The organism is Methanofollis formosanus (assembly GCF_019633745.1).
Classification (GTDB): Archaea; Halobacteriota; Methanomicrobia; order Methanomicrobiales; family Methanofollaceae; genus Methanofollis; species Methanofollis formosanus.
Genome location: NZ_CP037968.1, coordinates 24,988 through 46,826 on the forward strand (window position 1 = coordinate 24,988; position 21,839 = coordinate 46,826).

19 protein-coding genes are annotated in these 21,839 nt (G+C 59.4%); 8 read left to right on the forward strand and 11 right to left on the reverse strand.

The window, feature by feature from the left end; translation table 11 throughout:
- Positions 1-507 precede the first annotated feature (507 nt).
- Both E2N92_RS00105 and E2N92_RS00110 read right to left on the reverse strand, forming a co-directional pair.
- Complete coding sequence (locus E2N92_RS00105) at positions 508-1,743, reverse strand: hypothetical protein (RefSeq protein ID WP_220681681.1); 1,236 nt, start codon at positions 1,741-1,743, stop codon at positions 508-510.
- Positions 1,744-1,801: 58 nt separating this feature from the next.
- Positions 1,802-2,770, reverse strand: coding sequence for a methyltransferase domain-containing protein (locus tag E2N92_RS00110; protein ID WP_220681682.1), 969 nt, complete (start codon positions 2,768-2,770; stop codon positions 1,802-1,804).
- 123 nt (positions 2,771-2,893) lie between these two features.
- On the opposite strand from E2N92_RS00110, the gene E2N92_RS00115 reads away from it, so the two are divergent.
- Positions 2,894-3,478 (forward strand): DUF5591 domain-containing protein, encoded by a 585-nt coding sequence (locus tag E2N92_RS00115; RefSeq protein ID WP_220681683.1) that lies wholly within the window; start codon positions 2,894-2,896, stop codon positions 3,476-3,478.
- Between the two features lie 616 nt (positions 3,479-4,094).
- On the opposite strand, the gene dnaJ is transcribed toward E2N92_RS00115, so the two are convergent.
- From dnaJ to E2N92_RS00135, 4 genes are all read right to left on the reverse strand, one after another.
- On the reverse strand, positions 4,095-5,234 hold the full coding sequence (gene dnaJ, locus E2N92_RS00120) for a molecular chaperone DnaJ (protein WP_220681684.1): 1,140 nt from the start codon (positions 5,232-5,234) through the stop codon (positions 4,095-4,097).
- Positions 5,235-5,240: 6 nt separating this feature from the next.
- Positions 5,241-7,091 carry a molecular chaperone DnaK gene (dnaK, locus tag E2N92_RS00125; RefSeq protein WP_220681685.1) on the reverse strand — a complete coding sequence of 617 codons (1,851 nt, stop codon included), beginning with the start codon at positions 7,089-7,091 and terminating at the stop codon, positions 5,241-5,243.
- 13 nt (positions 7,092-7,104) lie between these two features.
- The gene (locus E2N92_RS00130) at positions 7,105-7,647 is read right to left on the reverse strand and encodes a nucleotide exchange factor GrpE (RefSeq protein ID WP_220681686.1); all 543 of its coding nucleotides are present in this window, start codon (positions 7,645-7,647) and stop codon (positions 7,105-7,107) included.
- 136 nt (positions 7,648-7,783) lie between these two features.
- The gene (locus E2N92_RS00135; protein ID WP_220681687.1) at positions 7,784-9,145 is read right to left on the reverse strand and encodes a phosphoadenosine phosphosulfate reductase domain-containing protein; all 1,362 of its coding nucleotides are present in this window, start codon (positions 9,143-9,145) and stop codon (positions 7,784-7,786) included.
- 90 nt (positions 9,146-9,235) lie between these two features.
- Here E2N92_RS00135 and purH point away from each other — a divergent pair, with 90 nt between their 5' ends.
- The 4 genes from purH (at position 9,236) to E2N92_RS00155 (ending at position 13,402) form a co-directional block, all read left to right on the forward strand.
- Positions 9,236-10,720, forward strand: coding sequence for a bifunctional phosphoribosylaminoimidazolecarboxamide formyltransferase/IMP cyclohydrolase (purH, locus tag E2N92_RS00140; RefSeq protein ID WP_220681688.1), 1,485 nt, complete (start codon positions 9,236-9,238; stop codon positions 10,718-10,720).
- Positions 10,721-10,824: 104 nt separating this feature from the next.
- On the forward strand, positions 10,825-11,472 hold the full coding sequence (locus tag E2N92_RS00145; RefSeq protein ID WP_220681689.1) for a DUF4013 domain-containing protein: 648 nt from the start codon (positions 10,825-10,827) through the stop codon (positions 11,470-11,472).
- 259 nt (positions 11,473-11,731) lie between these two features.
- Positions 11,732-12,526 carry a PrsW family glutamic-type intramembrane protease gene (locus tag E2N92_RS00150; RefSeq protein WP_220682899.1) on the forward strand — a complete coding sequence of 265 codons (795 nt, stop codon included), beginning with the start codon at positions 11,732-11,734 and terminating at the stop codon, positions 12,524-12,526.
- 216 nt (positions 12,527-12,742) lie between these two features.
- Positions 12,743-13,402 (forward strand): DUF4013 domain-containing protein, encoded by a 660-nt coding sequence (locus E2N92_RS00155; RefSeq protein WP_220681690.1) that lies wholly within the window; start codon positions 12,743-12,745, stop codon positions 13,400-13,402.
- A 1,096-nt stretch (positions 13,403-14,498) separates the two neighbouring features.
- Here E2N92_RS00155 and E2N92_RS00160 read toward each other — a convergent pair.
- Positions 14,499-14,918 (reverse strand): TFIIB-type zinc ribbon-containing protein, encoded by a 420-nt coding sequence (locus E2N92_RS00160; RefSeq protein ID WP_220681691.1) that lies wholly within the window; start codon positions 14,916-14,918, stop codon positions 14,499-14,501.
- Between the two features lie 107 nt (positions 14,919-15,025).
- On the reverse strand, positions 15,026-15,496 hold the full coding sequence (locus E2N92_RS00165; protein WP_246589249.1) for a zinc ribbon domain-containing protein: 471 nt from the start codon (positions 15,494-15,496) through the stop codon (positions 15,026-15,028).
- A 101-nt stretch (positions 15,497-15,597) separates the two neighbouring features.
- Between E2N92_RS00165 and E2N92_RS00170 the strand changes: the two genes are divergently transcribed.
- Genes E2N92_RS00170 through ilvN form a run of 3 tightly spaced genes read left to right on the forward strand, consistent with a single transcriptional unit; the run spans position 15,598 to position 19,246 of the window.
- Positions 15,598-17,085 carry a 2-isopropylmalate synthase gene (locus tag E2N92_RS00170; protein WP_220681692.1) on the forward strand — a complete coding sequence of 496 codons (1,488 nt, stop codon included), beginning with the start codon at positions 15,598-15,600 and terminating at the stop codon, positions 17,083-17,085.
- Entirely contained in the window at positions 17,082-18,755 is a 1,674-nt protein-coding gene (gene ilvB / locus E2N92_RS00175) for a biosynthetic-type acetolactate synthase large subunit (protein ID WP_220681693.1), read from the forward strand. Before E2N92_RS00170 ends, ilvB begins: the two co-directional genes overlap by 4 nt.
- Positions 18,752-19,246: an acetolactate synthase small subunit gene (gene ilvN / locus E2N92_RS00180; protein ID WP_220681694.1), complete on the forward strand. Its 495-nt coding sequence runs from the start codon at positions 18,752-18,754 to the stop codon at positions 19,244-19,246. Before ilvB ends, ilvN begins: the two co-directional genes overlap by 4 nt.
- Positions 19,247-19,880: 634 nt before the next feature.
- Here the strand turns inward: ilvN and E2N92_RS00185 are convergent.
- From E2N92_RS00185 to E2N92_RS00195, 3 genes are all read right to left on the reverse strand, one after another.
- Positions 19,881-20,576, reverse strand: coding sequence for a helix-turn-helix transcriptional regulator (locus tag E2N92_RS00185; RefSeq protein WP_220681695.1), 696 nt, complete (start codon positions 20,574-20,576; stop codon positions 19,881-19,883).
- Complete coding sequence (locus tag E2N92_RS00190; RefSeq protein ID WP_220681696.1) at positions 20,573-20,782, reverse strand: hypothetical protein; 210 nt, start codon at positions 20,780-20,782, stop codon at positions 20,573-20,575. Before E2N92_RS00190 ends, E2N92_RS00185 begins: the two co-directional genes overlap by 4 nt.
- A gap of 456 nt (positions 20,783-21,238) precedes the next feature.
- The gene (locus tag E2N92_RS00195; protein ID WP_220681697.1) at positions 21,239-21,688 is read right to left on the reverse strand and encodes a hypothetical protein; all 450 of its coding nucleotides are present in this window, start codon (positions 21,686-21,688) and stop codon (positions 21,239-21,241) included.
- Between the last annotated feature and the right edge of the window lie 151 nt (positions 21,689-21,839).

The following is a 21,839-nucleotide window of genomic DNA, read 5'->3' on the forward strand; positions in this document are numbered from 1 at the left end:
CCCTGCCATCTCGCGCCGGGGGGAAACCCCCCGGGCCCCCCACGACGAAGATAGCCGAGGGGTGGCACGATGCTCGACTTCGATGCACTCCTCGAACGCACGGATGAGGGTCAAGAATCGATCCAGTTCTGAGATGATATGTTCATCATGTATGCTTGAGGTGTGATCTCACCTCATGCTGGATTACCATGAAAATGATCCAGACGATCCTCTCTTCAGGTTTGCATGAGCGTTTGAACTTGTCATATCACGTTGAAGCCGATACGCAGAGGATAGAAAATTCTTCAGATGGATCGGCCGCCCCCATCGTCGAAATTTCCCTGCCATCTCGCGCCGGGGGAAACCCCCCGGACCCCCCACGGACCGACGATAGGTGGGGGCGGCGACGGAACGAGGTCTCCACCGTCTCTCCTGTCTTGAAAAGAGAGCGATCAAGCGACGAGAAATTATCATCCCGTATGCTTGAACCCCATGTTCATGCCCGATTCTACAAAGCCCGAAGAACGATTATTTCCTGCGTCTCTTTGACTTCTTCGGTTTTCTCGATTTTTTCGCGGGTTCTTTCTTTATGCTCTCCTTCTTCTCGTTCTCGACAAAATATTCGAGGAGGATCCGCGTCTTGCGTGTGCCGAGGGACGGTTGGGTGCCCTCGAGCCAGAGGAAGAAGCCGGCCATATGCGGCGTGCGTCTGCTCTCGTACTTGAACCCGCCAGCCTTTGCCGGCACCATCTTGAAATACTCTTTCTTGTTCCGCGTCCTGAAGTACAGAATCGGGCGGCACTCGGGGAGGTTGACGGCGAAGATCACCTTGGAGAAACGTTTCATCACTTCCTCATAGGTGATGGGTTCGCCCTTGATCGTGACCGTGGTGGACTGGAAGAGGGACTTGATCGCCGGTGGGTGGAGGGCGCCAAAGACGATCTTCTTGACGATCGGCGGGATCTCGTCCGGGGCGGTCAGCGCCTCGCAGGACGCCCCTTCATCCATCAGTTTGATCATCTGTTCCCGGCGCTGGTCATGGAGTTCGCGGTAATCGAAGGGACGTTTCGGGTGGACGTCGCCGAGCGGGATCAGTTTCGGGTGGGCAATCGGTTTTCTCGGCCTGTATCTTATATCCCGCGGGTTGAGTGTCTTCTTGATCTCCTCGCACGACGAGGTGACGATCAGGACCGAGTCGGGCTCATTCATGATCCGCTGGACGATGGCGTTCCTTGAGATGTCCACCGACGAGATGAGGATGAATGGTACGATGGGCTGACCGTAGAGATAGCCGATGAGCCGTTTCTTAAAGACGATCTCCTGTTCAAAATCTTTGAGGTCGGTGGGGGAGGTGATGATCTCCGCGAAGGCGACGGTGTTCTGCTGGTCGATGAGGAGGAGGTCGACCTCTGCAAGGTCCTGACCGTTGCCTCTCACCTTGATATCGCCGTAGTTTGAGTAGAAGGTCCCGTTCTGGTTTTGTGAGATCTTGTGTCTGGTGTAGGGAGCGTCGGCCCCCTTCCTGATCACGCCCTTGACAAAGTCGCACTTGGAGGCCGCCAGGATCATCATCTCGTAGATGAGTCCCTCGTACCACCGCCCCTCTGCGGTCCGCATCAGGGAGATGTCCTCAGAAAACAAATATTTTTTCTCAGATTTCCGGAGATGCCTGGTTGCCTTCAGGGCGAGTGCGTGTGTCGGGGCAATGGTATGGAAATTTTTCCGCAGCCACTCGATCATCTCCAGCCCGTTATTGAATGCCATTGGATTTCCTGTCTTCCCGTTTTGTGATCTGCCTTTTTGTATAAACGTTTATGGATGTTCAGTCTGTTGCATCCTTCTCAAGCACCAGAACCCGGCGAGTGAGGCTTTTGTGCACCCGCTGTTCGTGGTACTGCAGGACGGTGAAGTGACGGCCGGCGATCTCCCTGATGTCGCGGTGGGCGATAACGACCGCCCGGCGTCCGTCTTTGAGCACCCGCCTGATCTCGGTGAGAGATCCTTCGTACAACCGGTTCAGGCTCTCGGCTTTGATGCAGACCGACTGGCCGTACGGCAGGTCGGTGACCACGGCGTCGAACGAGGCGTCGCAGGCCGGGAGGGCGGTGGCGTCGGCGACGAGGAGGTCGGCGGAGGGGACGTTCCGCTCTGCTCCTCTCACCATGAAGAGGTCAGCGTCGCTGCCGAGTATTCTGGCCCCGACCAACCGCCCTTCCTCGAGCATCCCGCCGGTGCCGCAGAAGGGGTCGTACATCACCTCGCCGGGTACGACGAGCGAGAGGTTCACCATCGCCCGCGCCATCCTGGGCATCATGACGCCGGGGTGGAAGAAGGGCCTGGTGATCGGTCGCCTCTCCTCGTAGGTGCTGCGAAGTCCCCCTACGAGGACGCGGCCGAAATAGCAACGGTCTTCGGATATGACGGCCCTGAAGACGACTTCCGGCGATTTCAGCGAGACCGGACCCCTGACATGGCTCCCGATCAGGCGCTCGAGGGAGAGCTGCGGGGGATGACCGGCGGCGCCGTCGACCACCTTGACCCGCGCGGCGAAGGGGCGGTCGGTCTCGATCGCCAGGTCGTCGAGGAGGGCGGCGAGCGCGTCGGCGGTCGGTTCGCACTCGCCGAGGTACTCCATCACCGTGTGGGTGAGGGCCAGTCGGTCGGTCGCCGCCGGGTCGGGACACTCCGCCACCGCCACCCTGGTCCGCCTGTCGGTGATCCGGCCCACACATTCCAGTTCGGCGAAGGGGAGGGTCGGGTGTTCCCCTGAGAGCTCGAAGAGCAATTTCATGGCTACCCATTATTAAGGGATTCTCAGATATATAGAGGCGTGCAAAGCAGTACGGCCGGAACCGATGACAAAACCAGTCCGTTCTCTCCACAAACCCCCACTCGGGGTGCGTCCAACGCTCCAATGCCGCCGGCGATTGCCACCGGCACTCCCCCGTTCTTCAAACCCGAGTTCGAGGAGGCCTACCAGTATATCCTCAGGCATTATCCGGTCCCCGAGCGGGAGGTGGCCGTCTTTCTCCCCTGTTCGGTCCACAAGCCGTACAGCACCAGCCCGAGCCACCGACTCTTCGACCGGGTGATCGCCTCGGCCCTGCCCGAGGAGCGGGTGCACCGGGTGGTCTTCGGCACCTGCGGGGTGGTGCCGCGGGAACTCGAACTGATGTATCCCTATGCCTCGTACCGGTACATGCTCGGCCGCTCTCCCGACCCGGCGGTCCACGAGTCGTTTCTGCGGATCGAGACTGTCCGTCTGGAAGGATATCTCAGAAAGACGGAAAGGACGTACCGGCACCGCGTGGCCTACTGCCTCGGCGAGTTTCGGAAAGCGATGCGAGCGGCATCGGCCCGCACCGGCATCCCGGTCACCCTCGTGCCGTCCGACGAGACCATCACGGCGTGCAGGGATCCGGCGGCACGGTTCCCTGACGGGAGCCTGAGCAGGAAGGAGTACCTGGAGGAGTTTGCGGCGGTGCTCAGGGGTTTGTGACCCGGTCAAACCCGGTTGTCCACGACCCTGCGCATCGTGCCGGTGCGCCCGACGCGGCCGAGGGCGCCAAGGACTCTTCCGCACGTGAAGATTTCATCAGAAAGATTTTCATCGCCCATACTTGAGCCCGAGGTTCATGCCTGATTACTATGAAAATGATCCTGACGATCCTCTCTTCAGGTTTGCATGAGAGTTTGAACTCGCCATATCCCGTTGAAGCCGATATGCAGGGGATAAAAAAATTCTTCTGATGGAATCGGCCGCCCCCGTCGTCGAGATTTCCCTGCCATCTCGCGCCGGGGGGTTGCACCCGCCGGACCCCCCACGACGAAGATAGCCGAGGGGCAGCATGATGCTCGACTTCGATTCACTCCTCGAATACAAGGATGAGGGTCAAGAATCGATCCAGATCTGATCTGATATTTTCATCGCGTATGCTTGAGGCGGGCGCTCGCCTCATGAAAAATTCTACAGAGCCGATAAAAGCAATGGTCCTGGAAAAAAGACGTTCAAGTACTTCGAAAACGTCTCCAGCATCTCTATGCTGAGAGACAATCGAAACAGCGCCGCGACAGAATGACGAGAACGTACGACGGAGAAAAAAAACGAGGGGGCCCTACTCCTCAGACCCGCCCCGCATCTTATCGACGAAGTCCTTGAAGAACCCCTTCTTCTCAGAACTCTTCTTCTCGAGTTCAAGGAGCTTCTCGTAGAGTTCCTTCTCTTCGTCGGAGAGTTTCTTGGGCACGACAAGCCGCACCCGCACCAGGAGGTCGCCGGGCCTGCCCCGCCGCCGCACCCCCTCGCCGGGAATCCGGAGGGCCGTGCCGTGCTGGATCCCGGCCGGGATCTTCAGTTCGACGGTGCGTTCGTCGATGGTCTTCACCTCCACCTTCGACCCGACCGCCGCCTGTGCCGGGGTGACCTTCACCTCGGTCTCCAGGTTGTCACCGGTGCGGACAAACTTCGGGTGCTCCTCGACCAGCACCTCGACGTACAGGTCGCCGACCGGTGCGCCGTAATCCCCGGCCTCGCCGTATCCTTCCATCCTGAGACGGATGCCGGTATACGCACCCGCCGGTATGTGGACCGTGACCTTCCGCTTCACCCTGGTGTGGCCGCTCCCGCCGCACTTCGAGCAGGGTTCCTCTGGAGTCTTCCCCCTGCCGTTGCAGGACGGACAGGTGCTCATCCTCACGAACTGCCCGAAGATCGACTGGCTCACCTGCCGGATCTGCCCGCTCCCGCCGCACTTCGAGCAGGTGCGCATCTTCTTCGTCTTGCTCCCGGTCCCGTCGCAGTCAGGACAGGCCTCGCTGTGGTAGACCTCCACCTCGCGGTCGACCCCGAAGACGGCGTCCCTGAGGCTGATCTTCATCCTGAGGAGGAGATCGGCGCCGGGCTTCGGGCCCCTGGGGCCGCCCCCGCCGCCTCCGCCGAAGAAGGTGTCGAAGATGTCCCCAAACCCGCTGAAGTCTGCCTGGAACCCGCCGCCATATCCGCCGCCGCCCGAGTACGAGCCTTTCGAGGCGTTGGTGAACGCCTCGTGGCCGATATTGTCATACTGGGCCTTTTTCTGTTCGTCTGAGAGGACCGAATAGGCCTCGTTGATCTCCTTGAATTTCTCTTCTGCGTCCGGTTCCTTGCAGACATCAGGATGGTACTTGCGTGCAAGGTTGCGGTACGCCTTCTTGATCTCCTGCTGACCGGCATCCCTCGAGACACCGAGGACATCATAGTAGCTTCCCGCACTCATCGAGGCTCACTCTTTCTTCTTCTCGTCCTTGACGTCGAAGTCGGCATCGACGACATCGTCGTCCTGCTTCTTCTCCGCACCCGCGGCACCGGCGGCCTGCTCGGCCTGCGCTGCCTGCTGGGCTTCCTGGTAGATCCTGGCGGTGACGGCGTAGACAGCCTCGGTGAGTTCCTCCATCTTCTTCTTGATCTCCTCGGTGTCGTCACCTTCGAGAGCCTTTTTCAGGGCGTCGGAACTCTCCTCGATCTTCTTCTTCTCGTCTTCGCTGATCTTGTCGCCGGCCTCCTTGATCGCCTTCTCGGCGGCGTAGACCGCAGAGTCGGCATTGTTGCGGACCTCGATCTCCTCGCGCTTCTTCTTGTCGTCTTCCTCGGCGCTCTTGGCGTCGTTGACCATCTTCTCGATCTCATCGTCGGAGAGGCCCTTGCCGCCCTTGATGGTGATGGTCTGCTCCTTGCCGGTGCCGAGGTCCTTGGCCGAGACATGGACGATGCCGTTGGCGTCGATGTCGAAGGTGACCTCGATCTGCGGGATGCCGCGGGGTGCCGGCGGGATACCGGTGAGCTGGAAGCGTCCGAGGGTGAAGTTGTCCTTCGCGAGGGCACGCTCGCCCTGGAGCACATGGATCTCGACACTGGTCTGGCCGTCTGCGGCCGTGGAGAAGATCTGGCTCTTCCTGGTCGGGATGGTGGTGTTGCGCTCGATCAGGTTCGTGGCGATCCCGCCGAGGGTCTCGATCCCGAGGGAGAGCGGGGTGACATCGAGGAGGAGGACGTCCTTCGCCTCGCCGGTGAGCACACCGCCCTGGATGGCGGCGCCGACGGCCACACACTCGTCAGGGTTGATCCCCTTGTCAGGGTCCTTGCCGGTGACCTTCTTCACCATCTCCTGCACGAGCGGGACACGGGTCGACCCGCCGACGAGGAGGACGTGGTCGATCTCGGCGGCGGTCAGTTTCGCGTCGGAGAGTGCCTGCTTCACCGGCTCGATCGTCTTCTCGACCAGGTCGCCGACGAGCTGCTCGAACTTTGCACGCGAGAGGTCCAGGTCCAGAAACTTCGGCCCGGTCTCGTCGGTGGTGATGTACGGGAGGTTGATGTTCGTCTTCTGGACGCTCGAGAGTTCCTTCTTGGCATTCTCGGCGGCGTCTCTCACCCGCTGCATCGCCATCGGGTCTTTGCTGAGGTCGATCCCTTCCTTTGCCTTGAACTCAGCGACGATCCACTCGACGACCCGCTGGTCGAAGTCGTCGCCGCCGAGACGGTTGTTCCCGGCCGTCGCCTTCACCTCGAAGACGCCGTCGCCGAGCTGGAGGATGGAGACATCGAAGGTGCCGCCGCCGAGGTCGTAGACGAGGACCGTCGACTCTTCCTCTTTCTCGATCCCGTAGGCAAGAGCGCTCGCGGTCGGTTCGTTGATGATCCGCATCACTTCAAGCCCCGCGATCTTGCCGGCGTCCTTGGTTGCCTGCCGCTGGGCGTCATTGAAGTAGGCCGGGACGGTGATGACCGCCTTCGTGATCTCCTCGCCCAGGTAGGCCTCGGCGTCGAGCTTCAGCTTCTGGAGGATCATGGCCGAGATCTCCTGGGGGGTGTACTGCCTGTCGTCGATCCCGACCGTCTCGTCGGTTCCCATCTTGCGCTTGATCGAGATGATCGTCTTCTTGGGGTTGGTGATCGCCTGTCTCTTGGCGACACTGCCGACGAGGCGCTCGCCGTCCTTGCTGAATGCCACGACCGAGGGGGTCGTCCTGCCGCCTTCGGCGTTCGCGATGACGGCCGGGCTGCCGCCTTCCATGATCGCCATGCAGGAGTTCGTCGTGCCGAGGTCAATGCCGAGTACTTTTTCTGATGCCATTGATTATGCTCCTTTATTGTTTTCCTTTGGAGACTGCGACCTTTGCGTGCCTGATGACCTTGTCGTGCATGCAGTAGCCGCGGATGAATTCTTCAACGACTGTGCCTTCCGGGTGGTCGGACGGGATGCAGGCCACCGCCTCGTGCTCTTCGGGGTTGAAATCCCGGTTCACGCACTCGATCGGGTTGACCCCGTGTTTTTCCAGGATCCCGGTGAACTCTTTTCTGATGCTCTCGAGCCCCTCGCGCAGAGAGGCATCGTCGGCCTTCAATGCCCGTTCGAAGTTGTCGGCAACTTCCAGCAGTTCGACGGCAAACTTTTCGAGCGCGAACTGCCTGTTCTCTTCGGTCTGTCGTGCGGTACGCTTTCTGAAGTTGTCGAAATCCGCGGCGAGACGGAGGCACCGCTGGTTCAGCTCCTCGGAGGCCTTCTTGAGGTTCTCGTTCTCAGTTCTGAGTTCCTCGTATGCCTCGTCGGCGGCTCCTCCTTCCGTGCCGGTATGCGGGGGGCCGGCCTCTTTCGGTGCCGTATTTTCTCCGGGCACCTTCCGATTCATATCCGTCTCCATGGAAATCCTCGTAAATGATACAATATCAGTTGCAATGTAGTTCTATATATAATTTCTTGTGGGGGCCAGCGATATAGGGATGAAATATCACGGGATTATCAAATCGGAGGAAAAAATATAGTTTTTATCGCTTTTCTCTCTTCTTCGGAAGCCTGATCCCGCACTGCGCCGCGAGTTCCCGCATCTTCGGCGGCGGCTCCTGCCACCGCCAGAGCCCGAGCTCGACGCAGCGCTGCGGGATCCGCTCCTTCTTCGCCCAGGCGTTGAGGTGTTTTTCCCATCTGGAGACCAGTTCTGGGTGGAGTTCACGCGTCCGCGCCGCCTCGCTCTCCAGCATCGCCGGGCAGAGCCAGCACCCCACCCGCTCGAACCCCTCTTCGTAGAGGGGGTTGTACGGCACCTGCCGCCACCAGAGGTACAGGAAGACCTCGAGGGCCCGCCAGTTCCGGACCGGCGAGATGTTCAACTGCCGCGGGTTGAAGGGGTTCTCGACCACCGGCGGGAGGGTCGAGCGCGAGAAGGACTCGTACCACCGGTTGCCCTGGACGGTGACGCACGGCCCCTCCCGTTCGAGCCATTCTTTCACCGGCTGAAGTTTGAGCCGCTCGCAGCACCACCGGTCGTCCTTCCTGGGCAGGCCGTACTTTTTTAGCTCGGACCAGAAGTCAGGGCCGTGGAGCACCTTCTCGATCCCGCACTCCTTCACAAACGCGACCGTCTCCGGGAACTCCACGCCGGTGTTCACATAATAGACCTCATCGATCCCGGCCCGCCTCGCGAGTTCGAGGACGACGGTGCTGTCCTTCCCGCCCGAGAACGAGACGTTCGCTCTGGGGCGGTCGTGCATGTGCTGCCTGATGAACCGGATCGCCGTCCTCTCCAGGTTCTTGAGGTGCTTGGCATTTGCCTTCCCGGTCTCCTCCCAGGAGGGGTCGGGAACCTCGACCGGGTCGACCCGCCCGATCTGTTTCACCTTTACCGCACCTTCCCTGAGCGTCCCGACACCGGCGAGGTTGCCCATCCTCACCACCACCGGCCCGTCCGGAAGGTCGGTCCTGACTGCCACTCTCTTCCCGCCGATCCGCCCCTCGCTGGCGGCGGCATCGGTGATGTCGACGACGTTTCTGGTGATGGAGGGGAGGAGATATGACAGCGCCTCGAAGGAGAGGTCGAAGGTATAGGTTCTGGAGGCCGGGTCGAAGGTGAGGCGCCCGAAGACGACTCCGTCTGCGATGACCGACTCCGCACGGTCCACCCCGCCGATCTTGTTGAAGAGGACCACCTGCGGCAGGCGGTCGGTCCCGAAGCGGTCACGGAGGAGGGAGCGCAGGAGTTCCATGTCGTGGCTGAGCGCCGGCCTCACATCGTAGGGTTTCTGGAGAGCGACGGCCACGCCTTCGGCTCCGCACCGGCATTTCTTGCCGATGAGAGGGAGGTTGCAGACCGGGCACCAGTACAGCGTCTTCTTGACGGCGGGTTCCTGCATATGATCTCAACCCTGTTTGTCGGGCGGCCGGATAAGAAGTTGCATCATGCCCTTGAAAGATATAAGACCTCAGAGAGCCACATATACATCATGAAATGGGCACTTCTCTCTGTCTGGGACAAGACCGGGATTGTGGATCTTGCACAGACCCTTGTTGAGAACGGCTACCGTATCATCAGTTCGGGGGGGACCGGACGGGCCCTCGGAGAAGCAGGGATCGATTTTGTTGAGGTCTCCGAGTACACGGGCTCGCCAGAGATCATGGGCGGGAGGGTCAAGACGCTCCACCCGCGCGTCCATGGCGGACTTCTCGGCAGGCCTGACGTGGATGCCGAGATCATGAAGGAACTCGACATCAACCCCATCGACCTGGTGGTCGTGAACCTCTATCCCTTCGAGAAAATGGCCGGTGAGAACCTCGGTCTCGACGAACTCATCGAGTACATCGATATCGGCGGCCCGGCGATGATCAGGGCGGCGGCCAAGAACTTCAAGTACGTCTCGGTCGCCGTCGACCCGGCCGACTACCCGATGGTGAAGGAAAACGTCACGAATGGCGGTTTCACCTACGAGCAGCGGCTCGGACTTGCGAAGAAGGTCTTTGCCCGCACCGCCGCCTACGACGCGGCCATCGCCAACCACCTCCACTCACTCGACGGCGACTTCCCTGAAGTCTACACCGTGCAGTTCACGAACCGCCGGAGCCTTCGGTACGGCGAGAACCCGCACCAGCAGGCGGCAGTCTACGGCGACCACGGCATCGCCGGCCAGACGCCGCTCCAGGGCAAGGAGATGTCGTACAACAACTACCTCGACGTCGACGCGGCAGTCTCTCTGCTCCGTGAGTTCGAGGAACCGGCCTCGGTGATCGTCAAGCACAACAACCCGTGCGGCGTCGCCATCGGGAAGGACGGGCTCGAGGCCTACCTCGCCGCCCGCGAGGTCGATCCCGTCTCGGCCTACGGTTCGATCGTGGCCCTCAACACCCCGGTCGACACGCCGATCGCCGAAGAACTCTGCGGCACCTTCGTCGAAGTGATCGTGGCCCCGTCGTACGCTCCCGAGGCCATCGAGATCATGAAGAAGAAGCCGAACATGCGGGTGCTCGTCCTGCCCGAGCCGTCCACGGCCGACAGGCTCAGGTCCATCGACGGCGGCGTGCTGGTGCAGCGGACGCCCGAGCCCAAGGAAGAGTGGAAGGTCGTCTCAGAGCGCGAACCGACGAAGGAAGAGATCGCGGCGATGCACTTTGCGATGAAGGTCTGCAAGCACACGAAGAGCAACGCGATCATCTATGCCAACGACCATGCCGCCATCGGGATCGGCGCCGGTCAGATGAACCGGGTCGACTCGGCAAAGATCGCCGTCGAGAAGGCGCGGTCGTCCCTGAAGGGTGCGGTCGTAGCGTCCGACGCGTTCCTGCCTTTCGCCGACACGATGGAAGTCGCCGCAGCGGCCGGGGCGACGGCCCTCGTGCAGCCGGGCGGTTCGATCCGCGACCAGGAAGTGATCGACGCCGCCAACAAACTGAATGTGGCGATGGTCTTCACCGGCGTGCGGTATTTCAGGCACTAAACTTTTTCTTCTTTTTTCCGCCCGGCACCGGCGGGTGCCCGCTCGCCACGGCAGACTTATATCCTCTCATACCATCTCTCGTCGCACTTTGCGGGGGGTAGTGAATGGATTATGGTACATTGCTTGGCAGGTCGTACGAGTATGCGACAGAGGCCGTCTGGGGAAAATGGGGGAAGTGGATCCTCCTGATCATCTGCTCGATCATCTTTCCCCTGATCATGGGGTATATGATGGAGATCTACCGGGGAAAGACGCCTGCGCCTGAACTCGAGGACTGGATCAAACTCTTCGTCGACGGGGTCAAACTCTTCATCGTCGAACTGATCTACAGCATCCCGATCATCATCGTTGCCATGCTCTTCTTCGGCGGGGCGGCGCTGGCGTTCTATGGCGGGGGCGGTATGACGGCAGCGGCCTCGACGACATTCATCGTCGGTACGATCGTCGTCTTCGTCCTCGCCGTCCTCATCGGTCTGGTCTCGATCTTTGCCGGGATCAGGCTTGCACGGACCGATCGTTTCGGCGAGGCCTTCAACTTCTCGGCGATCGTCGGGCATATCGGGGCGGTCGGGTGGCTGCAGTATCTTGTCGCCCTGGTCATCGCGTATATCATTGTCTGGGTGCTGACCTTCGTGCTGATGCTCATCCCGGTCATCGGAGGTCTGATCCTTCTCATCATCACGCCGGCGATCTCGGTCTTCATGGCCCGGTACGTGACGCTCATCTACGAGAGCGCGGCGGTGTCAGAATAACCTCATCTCTATTTTCAAGGTCGAAAGGCCTTCCATCGGGTGATGATCAGGATGGGTGGGCGCCACCTCAAACCCGCACCATTCTCTCCGGCCGCCACACCCGCAACCCCTGGCGGGCCGGAGGGGGAAAAGCATTTGAGATGGTTAATATGCCAGAAAAATAACATTCTGTTACTGAAACCCATCAGTGACCATTCCAGGCCGGAGGATCCGGGTATTGTTCTTCACCTCCCGGCCTATCCACGACAGCGTGATATCCATGACGTCCGAATCAGTTCATGCAACAAAACGGCCGGAGCTTGGTCCCCTGGTGCCGGAGATCATCGCCCTTCTCGGCGGCATCATCTCCGCGATCATCGTCATCCTCCCGGTCAACACCTTTATCGGGTTGTTTGCAGGCTCGCTCACTCCCCTCGTCGCACCCTTTGTCGAGGAACCGCTGAAGGTGATCGGGGTGGCGTACCTCGCCGCCTGGTACCCCTCCACCATCACCTCGAAGACTCGCGGCTTTCTTCTCGGCGGCCTTGCAGGCCTCGGGTTTGCCTTCACCGAGAACATCGTCTACCTGATGCAGGGCATCGGCCCGGAGACCGTCATCGCCCGCGCCCTCCTGCCGGTGCCGATGCATATCGGGGCGTCCTCCCTGGTGGGGGCCGGCCTGGTGTTCCTGGGGCTCACCGCGTCCAGGGGAAAGATCCAGAACCTTTCCGACGTGTTCCAGCGGATCCAGACCTACGATATCCTGTACTTCCTCGGCCTGGCGGTCATCTTCCACTTCGTGTACAACCTGATGGCGTCCCTGAACCTGCTCCTGGCGATCCTCGCCCTCGCCGGCGGCCTGTATGCCGTGTACCGTCTCTACCAGTTCGTACCCGAAGATTTCGGCAACCTGGTCATCGACAGCACGACCAACAACGACCTTCTCCAGAAGGCGCTCTCATCCGAACCTGCCGGATATCAGGTCAGGGCGTCGGGGTCTTTCTGTCCTCACTGCGGGGCGAAGGTCGGCGACGGCGATACGTTCTGCACTCAGTGCGGGGAGCGGATCCGGTAAATCTCTCATATTCTATTTTTGCAGCGGCACCCTCTCCGCGAACGATCGCTTCCCACAGCGATGAATCCGGCAGACCAAAGAAAGATCCTCCATCAAGCAAAAGCCAGGCATCTCCCGACTTTTCCGAGTTAAATAAACTACATATATTTCCGGATTACGAAACGTATATATCAAAACGGCTTGTACTGAGATCTACACACCAGGAGGTGTACTCTTATGGATTATGGTTCAATGCTTGGCAATTCCTTCGAATATGCGAAGGAAGCAGTCTGGGGAAAATGGATGAAGTGGATCTTCCTCGTCATCGCCACTATCATCTTCCCCCTCCTCTACGGCTATGTGATGGAGATCTACCGCGGGAAGACGCCTGCACCCGAATTTGAGGACTGGGTCAAACTTCTCATCGACGGGATCAAACTCATCATCGTCGGGTTCATCTACAGCATCCCCGCGCTTATCGTCATGGCGATCTTCCTCGGCGGTTCTATCGCTCTCATGGCAAGCGGCTCTGACGCTGCAGTTGCTGCCGGAGCCGGATCGATACTCCTCGGGATACTCGTCACGTTCGTGGTCGCCTTCATCATCGGCCTGATCGCCGCCTTCGGCATCATCAGGTTCGCACGGACGGACAGTTTCGGCGAGGCTTTCAACATCTCGGCGATCCTGGCGCACATCGGTGCGATCGGGTGGGGCAGTTACCTCATCGCCCTGATTATTCTCTGGGTGGCGGCCGTGGCAATCAGTGTCGTCGTCGGCATCCTCATGATGATCCCGTTCATCGGCTGGCTCATCGCCTTCTTCCTCACCCCGGTGATCGAGATCTTCATTGCCCGGTATATGACCCTCATCTATGACAGCGCCGCGGCACCTGCGTGAACCTGTAATTTTCTTTTTTTTCTTTTGTAGAATTTTTTCATGAGGCGAGCGCCCGCCTCAAGCATACGGGATGAACATATCAGATCAGGTCTGGATCGGTTCTTGACCCTTATCCTTACGAACGAGGAGCGAATCGAAGTCGAGCGTCGTGCCGCCCCCACTTATCTTCGTCGTGGGGGGTCCGGGGGGTCTCCCCCCGGCGCGAGATGGCAGGGAAATCTCGACGATGGGGGACGGCCGATCTATCAGAAGAATTTTCTATCCTCTGCGTATGGCTTCAACGGGATATGGCGAGTTCAAACTCTCATGCAAACTTGAAGAGATGGTCTTCAGGATCATTTTCATAGTAATTCTGCATGAGGCGAGAGGACTCCTCAAGCATACACGATGTGAGTTTCTCGTCGCTTGCTCTCTCTCTCTCTTTTCATGACAGGAGAACCCGTGGGGATCGTTTTCCATCGCCGCCCCCACCCCATCTCCTCGCGAGACGGCAGGAACGATCGTGCGATAGGGGTGGCATGTTCTGATCAGCATGTCGTCATGGCATCATGACCCTGAGGATGGATCCCGGAAGGGATGGGCTGATCATGATTCCGAGGAGCACACGATCTCATGCCGTCCCACCCCTATCCTCTCGCGAGATGGCTGATCGATCCGCCCACCACTAGTAATCACGCCGGGGGCGGCGTCCCAAGAATCCCTTGGATTGTGATTGAAGCATGGAGGGCAGAGGAATGACCGATCAGAGTCTCTATCAAGGCGATTGATCGAGCTCCGGCTACTTTTGGGATATGCTCTTTGATAAAAATAGATGGTTTACCATGAAAATGATCCTGAGAATCATCTTTCCAGGTTTGCATGATGATCAGGCGTGCCGCCCTCATCGTAGAATCTTTCCTGGAATTGTGTACCGGGGGGCTTTGCCCCCCGACCCCCCACGGCGATGATTGGCGGGGGCGGCAATTCGAGGGTGATCCTATGTGATGTCTTGCTTCAAAGAGGGAGCAGGGATCCATGCCTACTCCAGAGACACACGATCATGGTCAAACGCGTATGCCTGAGCCGGGGGTTCATGCCTGATTCTACAAAGCCCATTTCAAGGAACGTATCCGATGAAGAGCAGGATCACCGCAAGGAACACACTGGCGACGATGGAAGCCACGAACCAGAGACCGGCGAAGAGTATCATCTTGAGGCCGCCGGTCGCCCCAAACGGAACTTCTCCGGCATTGATCCTCTGTGCCGTCTTATACGCATCATAGGTCCCATAGATCCAGACGATCATGCCCGGGATGATGAGGAGAGCCGTACCTATCGCGGCCCCGAGGAGGACCATAAACCCCCTCTTGAGGTCCCCGTTGTACACCTGCCCGAGACCGGGTATCAGGAATGAGCAGAGCGCGGCGAGCCCGGCGCTCTTCTCCTCCGGGGGCCGTATCTGCACACCGCACTCCGGGCATGACCCGGCGTTCTCTTGCTCAAGGGGGGTGCCGCAGTTGGAACAGTAGCCAGCCATACTATTTGAAAAATTGATGTGACTATATTTGTGATTTCTTATTTTGTTCTGGGCTTTCTCTTCGATTCGTGTCTTTGAGATCTCTCAATCTCAGGAATAAAAAAACATTAGAACCCGGTCACCCCGTACATGAACGCGGCCGAGATCACCATCAGCATGAGCACGATAGAGCCCAGGATCAGGAGGCCGACAAAGAGGAGCATGAAGAGGATGCTGGTCTCCCTGAATGGAACCTCCCCGACATTCATCTTCTCTGCAGTCCGGTACCCGTCATAGATACCATAGAGATAGACGAGCAGGCCCGGGATGAGAAAGAGCATGCCCACCGCCGTCCCGAGGAGGACGAGCACTCCTTTTCCGATCTCGCCGTTGTACACCTGCCCGAGGCCGGGGCACAGGAATGCACAGATGACGGCGATCGTGGGGTTCTTCTCCCTGGTGTGTCGGAAGGGCGTGCCGCACTCAGGACAGACGGCGCCGTCCCTCTCCTTCAGCGGAGTGCCGCAGTTCGGGCAGTAGTTCGGCATAAATGTCAGAAGAGCGTCGTCCTCAGGAGATTTATGGGTGCTGGTTTTCACGACCTCCCCGGAGTATACGGTGACCTCTATGCCGCCGGACAGGATATACAAACTAATATATATCGGCCGCCCCCCACATCAGGTGGTGACTATCACTATGAGTGATTGCTTTATTCTCTGAAAAGATCCGCTTTTTTGACACTACCCTGCGGGACGGGGAGCAGACGCCGGGCGTCTCGCTGAAGCCCGCCGAAAAACTTCAGATCGCAACCATGCTCGCAGACCTTGGCATCGCCACCATCGAGGCAGGATCGGCCGCCGCATCGGAAGGAGAGCGTGAAGCCATCGCTCTGATCGCCGACGCCGGCCTCGGTGCGGAGGTCGCCACCTTCGTGCGGGCGTTGCCCGGCGACATCGACGATGCCGTCGCGTGCGGGGTCGACTGCGTCCACCTCGTCGTGCCGGTGAGCGACCTGCACATCCAGGCAAAACTGAGGAAGACGCGGGACGCGGTCTGCACCATGGCCTGGGAGGCGGTGGAGTATGCGAAAGACCACGGGCTCGTCGTCGAACTCTCGGGCGAAGACGCCTCACGGGCAGACCAGGAGTTCCTGGCCATGCTCTTTGCGGGCGGGGTGGAGCGGGGGGCCGACCGCCTCTGCTTCTGCGACACGGTCGGGCTCATGACTCCTGAACTGGTCGCGGAGCAGATCCCCGCACTCCTCTCTGCGCCGCTGAGCATCCACTGCCACGACGACCTCGGCCTCGCCCTCGCCAACACCATCGCCGCGCTCAAGGCCGGGGCGACTGCCGCTCATGTGACCGTGAACGGCCTGGGAGAACGCGCCGGGAACACCGCCCTCGAAGAACTGGCCGTGGCCCTGGAGCACCTCTACGGGGTGGAGACCGGGCTCAGAATCGAGAAGATCTACCCGCTTGCGACGACGGTCTCGCGGCTGACCAACGTCCCGCTCCCGACGAACAAGGCGATCGTCGGCGAGATGGCCTTCACCCACGAGAGCGGGATCCATGCCCACGGCGTCCTGCGAGACGCGAGCACCTACGAACCGCTCACGCCCGAGAGCGTCGGGCGGACCAGGCGGATCGTGCTCGGCAAACATTCGGGCTCAGCCTCGGTCGGGGCCGCACTCAAAGAACTCGGCTACCACTGCACCGAGGTGCAGCACGCCGAGATCGTCGCCAGGGTCAAGGCCCTCGGCGACGAAGGGCGGCGGGTCACCGACGCCGACCTGATGGCCATCGCCGACTCGGTCACGGGGGTGAGCAGCGCACCGGCGATCACCCTCAGACAGGCGACCATGGTCTCGGGCAACACCGTCATCCCGACGGCCTCGGTCACCCTCCTCGTACACGGCGAGGAGGTGACCTGCGCCGCCACCGGGAACGGCCCGGTCGACGCCGCCGTCGAGGCGGTGCGGCGGGCGGTCGCCGGTGCCGCCGAGGTGCGGCTCGAAGAGTACCGGGTGGACGCGATCAGCGGGGGCACCGACGCCCTCGTCGAGGTGACGGTGCGGCTCAGCCACGAAGGTCGGACACTCACGGCGCGGGGGGCGAGGACCGACATCATCATGGCAAGCGTGGAGGCGATGATCGCCGGCATGAACAGACTGATTGAGGAGAGACGATGAAGACTGGAGCACGACTGCTGGTCGAAGGGCTGCAGCGCGAGGGGGTCGAGACGATCTTCGGCTACCCCGGCGGTGCGGTCCTGCCTATCTATGACGAACTTTACGACGCCCCGTTGCGGCATGTGCTGGTGCGCCACGAACAGGCGGCGGCCCACGCGGCAGACGGGTATGCCCGCGCCTCAGGGAAGACCGGGGTATGTCTGGCCACCTCTGGCCCGGGCGCCTGCAACCTGGTCACCGGGATCGCCACCGCCTACATGGACTCGGTACCCCTGGTGGCCGTCACCGGCCAGGTACCGACGACGATGCTCGGCAACGACGCCTTCCAGGAGTCTGACATCACCGGAATCACCTTCCCGATCACCAAACACAACTATCTCGTCAAAGAGGCCGCCGAGATCGGCCAGGTGGTGCGCGACGCTTTCTTCATCGCGGGGACCGGACGGCAGGGCCCGGTGCTCATCGACCTCCCCAAGGATGTGATGACCACGCAGGTCGAGCACGTCCCCGAGGTGCGCGAGGCGCGGCTGCGGGGCTACCAGCCCACGTACGAGGGCCACCCCAGGCAGGTCGAGCGGGCGGTCGCGCTCATCCGGGAGGCCGAGCGCCCTCTGCTCTATATCGGCGGCGGAGTCGTCGCCTCGGGCGCGGCCGTCGAAGTCCTCGCCCTCGCGGAGTTGACGGCCGTCCCGGTGGCTTCGACGCTGATGGGCCTGGGGGCGGTGCCGTGCGACCATCCGCTCTCCCTGGGGATGATCGGGATGCACGGGACCGAGGCGGCGAACTTTGCCGTCACCGAGTGCGACCTGCTCATCGCCGTCGGGGTGCGTTTCGACGACCGGGTCACCGGCCGGGTGGAGGCCTTCGCCCCGAACGCCGCGGTCATCCACATCGATATCGACCCGGCGGAGATCGGGAAGAACAAACCGGTCGACGTCCCGATCGTGGGGGACGCAAAACTGGTCCTCAGGGCGATCACCGCAAAACTCGCCCGCCAGGAGAGGGGAGATGGCTGGCTCTCCAGGGTGCGGCGGTGGCAGGAGGAAGGGGCCGGGGCGGCCGGGACCGCCGACGGACTCAGCCCGGCCGCGGTGATCAGGCAGATGAACGCTCTCCTGGACGAGAACGCCATCGTCGTCTCCGAGGTGGGGCAGAACCAGATGTGGACGGCGCAGCACTACTGCTTCAGGCGGCCGCGGACCTGGATCACCTCCGGCGGGCTCGGGACGATGGGCTACGGGTTCCCGGCGTCGATGGGGGCGCAGTTCGCATGCCCGGACGAGACCGTCGCCCTGGTGGCCGGGGACGGGAGTTTCCAGATGAACATCCAGGAACTGGGCACGGTCGTCGAGTACGATCTCCCGGTGAAGGTGGTCATCCTCAACAACCTCTACCTCGGGATGGTGCGGCAGTGGCAGGAACTCTTCTATGACCGGCGGTACTCGTATACCGAGCTCCGTCCTGTCGACTTCGTCGGGATTGCAAAGGCCTACGGGGTCGAGGGGATGCGGGTCGAGAACCCGGACGAGGTCGGGCCGGCCCTGGAGGCGGCCTTCGATGCCGAGGGGGCGTTCGTCCTGGACGTCAGGATCGAGCGGGAGGCGAACGTCTTCCCGATGGTCCCGGCCGGGGCGGCGATCAACGAGATGATCGGGAGGCGGGGCGGATGAGGCCGCACACCCTCCACGTCCTCGTCGAGAACAGGGCGGGCGTCCTCTCCAGGGTCGCCGGCCTCTTCTCCCGCCGGGGGTTCAACATCGAGAGCCTTGCCGTCGGCACCTGCGAGGAGCCTGGGATGTCCAGGATGACCATCGTCGTCCTGGGCGACGACGCCAGGATCGAGCAGGTGAAAAAACAGCTGAACAAACTCATCGACGTCATCAAGGTCTCCGACATCACCGAGCAGAGCACGGTCGACCGCGAACTCGCGCTCATCAAGGTGGCGGCCGAACCCGGCGAGGGAAGGGCCGAGGTGATGCAGGTGGCCGGTATCTTCAGGGCCCAGATCATCGATGTGGGCCCGAAGAGCGTCATCCTCCTGGTGGCCGGAGACTCGGAGAAGATCGACGCCCTGGAACGTCTCCTGCGCCAGTACGGGATCAAGGAGTTCGTGCGGACCGGGAAGATTGCGCTGATGCGGGGGATGAAAGGCGGAAGGTAGAGAGAGCCCGGGCAACCTTCATTGAACGCTTCTGGATCTGGCTCTGAGGTCATCCCAAAACTCTCGGGTCTGATTCTCACAGAAGATAACGATGGATGATGGTTGAAAGATCCCCAGCCCCTCATAGCACAAAGAAGCACCCCTGGCCTTCCCCCACACGTGCGCCGGGGGCGCTGCCCCCGGACCCCCGGGATGGCGATAGGAGGGGGAAGGCATCTTTGATAATCACGAAGGCGGGATTACTGTCCTCCTCCCTATCTTCTGCAGAGGGACCGGGGGGCGGCCGCCCCCCGGCGAAAGATACGCATTCAAAATTCTTGGAAAGGAGTGTTTCAGTTCAAGTCTCAGAGGGTTTTGGGATATGCTCTCTGTAAAAGATCTCTATTCTGGTGTACCGAAGGAGGGGGGTGGCTGCCTCCTGGTCACTCCGCATCAGGATAGAGTCGGGGGTGGACACCATGCTCTTCAGGATATCTAACTCTGCCTTCCCGGCCCAATCTTGAGGAACAACCGATAGAAACTGAGACAATCTATGATTTTCGCTGTTCAGGGGTGCAATCTCCAGCGCGAGACAAGGTGAAGGTGGGAGATCCATACTCATACAGGGATAATTCACCAGAACAATGAAGGTTTCTCAAAAATCCCGAGATGTGGTTGTGTGATGGCAAGAGCCTATCTCACTCTTTAATGTCTCCAGTTTTACCATCTTGCTCATCCCGTTCTCGTACCTATGTACCAGACTGCGTGCCTCAAGATCCTGGAGCGTCCGTGAAAGGGTTGACTTGGGAATTTCCGTTCTGTCAGAAAGTTCGGTCTGGTTCATCTCCCCGTGATCGATCAATGTCTCGATTATTTTTCGCTCGTTCCCTTTCAACATTCTCAGCATGACCTGCTGATAGTCGACAAGAACGGGATCTGTCCTTTCGGTGACATGAAGTTGCACCGGTGAGGTAGCCTCAAAATCTGACGAGACATCCGTGGGGATTGAAACCATCGTCTCGGCAGGTTCCGGCACGTCTGGTGCCGTGATCCGGACGTCTTCGTTCTCTTCTTCATGGACGACTGACCCAAGCGTCTTTTCCCCGGAGAAGGGGCGCCAGACTATCAGAAGATAAGACAGACTTGCACCGAGAAGAAATGAGGCAGACGCGAGGAGGAGGCAGTCGGAGAGAGCATAGACAGAAGGCACATAATAGATCGCTGGAGTCTCTTCTCCGATGACAATCTGCACCTGCTGTGGGAGGATGAATATAGATGCAAGAGTGAATAGCGCAGTTATGAGAATTGTTCCTGCAAGAGCAGTTTTTCCTCTCTGATCCATTTTTATCATATTTTCGAGAATTTCGGCTCTTTCTTGGATTTATGGTATTTTTTTATGCAGTCTGGATCATTTAATGGTGAAAATGGGTTTTTCCGGTGTGAAGTCATGCCCTTCTCCTGTACGGATAGCCTTCCAACCATTGGTTCTGAAACGGGAGGCTTAAACTTTGTGAGCGGATCGGCTAACTGCCCACACACAATCAGTCCTGGTTCCATATAGCATTGTAAAAACAGAATATATAGGACGTTTTAGTGTTTTGGGGGAAACATGATGCCTCGATCTGCACGCAATACCAATCTTCCCATGGGTGCTCTGTGGTTGATTGGAATGCCGGCTCTCGTGATCCATCATCGTTTCGAACTTCCGCAGGTGAACTATCAATATATTTATGCCCATAGGCTGAAATAGGCTCTTTTATCTGATCTGTAGAGTATCTCTATCACGACAGCAAAGATATTTATTTGAACTGGTCGTAATGTTGTGGAATATCAGTTTGCGATCTTTGAAGGAGATCGCTCTCATCTATTGTAAGTCATGGTTTCACCTGCTTGACATTTTAGGTTCCGGCCAGTGCCAACTGGTTCACAACACAGAAATGATTTCAGTCTTTTCTCCAAAAAGGTGGATCCCCTTTGAAAGGGATCCTTTTCACAGGAACTGGCGTACATATTTCAATCATGAAGCGTGTACGTGATAGTTTCTGTGTTTTCATGTGGACTTGCAATCATAATCTGCCAGTGATCACTGGTCCATGGTATGGTGATAGTGGGCTCAGCAGAACCACCGGTGCAGACTGCAAGACTATACTCTCCTGTCGCCCCGTCATAGACGCCAGCATACAATGTCTGGTTCGTAGGAGTCCATGAGACAGAGAGGCTGATCTGGATTCCCTCCGACCAAGAGAATTCAGTGGAAAAAACATGTGCCTCACCGGGATTTAAGGAATCTGTATAACTAAGGATCCCAATTTCAGGGTTTATGATGTTATACACATCTGATGATCCCGAAATTACGGGATACTCCAGGGCATTGCTACTCTCGCAGATCGGAGAGGCAGTTACCCCGCCATAGAACGCACACAGTGATACCAGCAGGATCACAGTAATGCCAAGTTTTTTCATGACTTAATACCTCCTTGGGGGTCATTTCTGTGGTGGTCAACGATTTCAGAGATGAAACACCCCTCTGTTCCTCTTTGATGAAACATCATTTCAGCGTGAGGTGGGATAAAGGGTTCAAAAAATAAAACTGATATTTATTTTTCCTCGGATC

Bases quoted from the DNA above. Each gene is read 5' to 3' on its own strand.
- E2N92_RS00135 (WP_220681687.1), bottom strand. From the start codon at position 9,145: ATGCAGGAACCCGCCGTCAAGAAGACGCTGTACTGGTGCCCGGTCTGC.
- E2N92_RS00115 (WP_220681683.1), top strand. From the start codon at position 2,894: ATGCCGCCGGCGATTGCCACCGGCACTCCCCCGTTCTTCAAACCCGAG.
- ilvN (WP_220681694.1), top strand. From the start codon at position 18,752: ATGAGGCCGCACACCCTCCACGTCCTCGTCGAGAACAGGGCGGGCGTC.
- E2N92_RS00105 (WP_220681681.1), bottom strand. From the start codon at position 1,743: ATGGCATTCAATAACGGGCTGGAGATGATCGAGTGGCTGCGGAAAAAT.
- E2N92_RS00160 (WP_220681691.1), bottom strand. From the start codon at position 14,918: ATGGCTGGCTACTGTTCCAACTGCGGCACCCCCCTTGAGCAAGAGAAC.
- purH (WP_220681688.1), top strand. From the start codon at position 9,236: ATGAAATGGGCACTTCTCTCTGTCTGGGACAAGACCGGGATTGTGGAT.
- dnaK (WP_220681685.1), bottom strand. From the start codon at position 7,091: ATGGCATCAGAAAAAGTACTCGGCATTGACCTCGGCACGACGAACTCC.
- E2N92_RS00145 (WP_220681689.1), top strand. From the start codon at position 10,825: ATGGATTATGGTACATTGCTTGGCAGGTCGTACGAGTATGCGACAGAG.
- E2N92_RS00155 (WP_220681690.1), top strand. From the start codon at position 12,743: ATGGATTATGGTTCAATGCTTGGCAATTCCTTCGAATATGCGAAGGAA.
- ilvB (WP_220681693.1), top strand. From the start codon at position 17,082: ATGAAGACTGGAGCACGACTGCTGGTCGAAGGGCTGCAGCGCGAGGGG.
- dnaJ (WP_220681684.1), bottom strand. From the start codon at position 5,234: ATGAGTGCGGGAAGCTACTATGATGTCCTCGGTGTCTCGAGGGATGCC.
- E2N92_RS00110 (WP_220681682.1), bottom strand. From the start codon at position 2,770: ATGAAATTGCTCTTCGAGCTCTCAGGGGAACACCCGACCCTCCCCTTC.
- E2N92_RS00190 (WP_220681696.1), bottom strand. From the start codon at position 20,782: ATGGAACCAGGACTGATTGTGTGTGGGCAGTTAGCCGATCCGCTCACA.
- E2N92_RS00195 (WP_220681697.1), bottom strand. From the start codon at position 21,688: ATGAAAAAACTTGGCATTACTGTGATCCTGCTGGTATCACTGTGTGCG.
- E2N92_RS00150 (WP_220682899.1), top strand. From the start codon at position 11,732: ATGACGTCCGAATCAGTTCATGCAACAAAACGGCCGGAGCTTGGTCCC.
- E2N92_RS00185 (WP_220681695.1), bottom strand. From the start codon at position 20,576: ATGATAAAAATGGATCAGAGAGGAAAAACTGCTCTTGCAGGAACAATT.
- E2N92_RS00130 (WP_220681686.1), bottom strand. From the start codon at position 7,647: ATGAATCGGAAGGTGCCCGGAGAAAATACGGCACCGAAAGAGGCCGGC.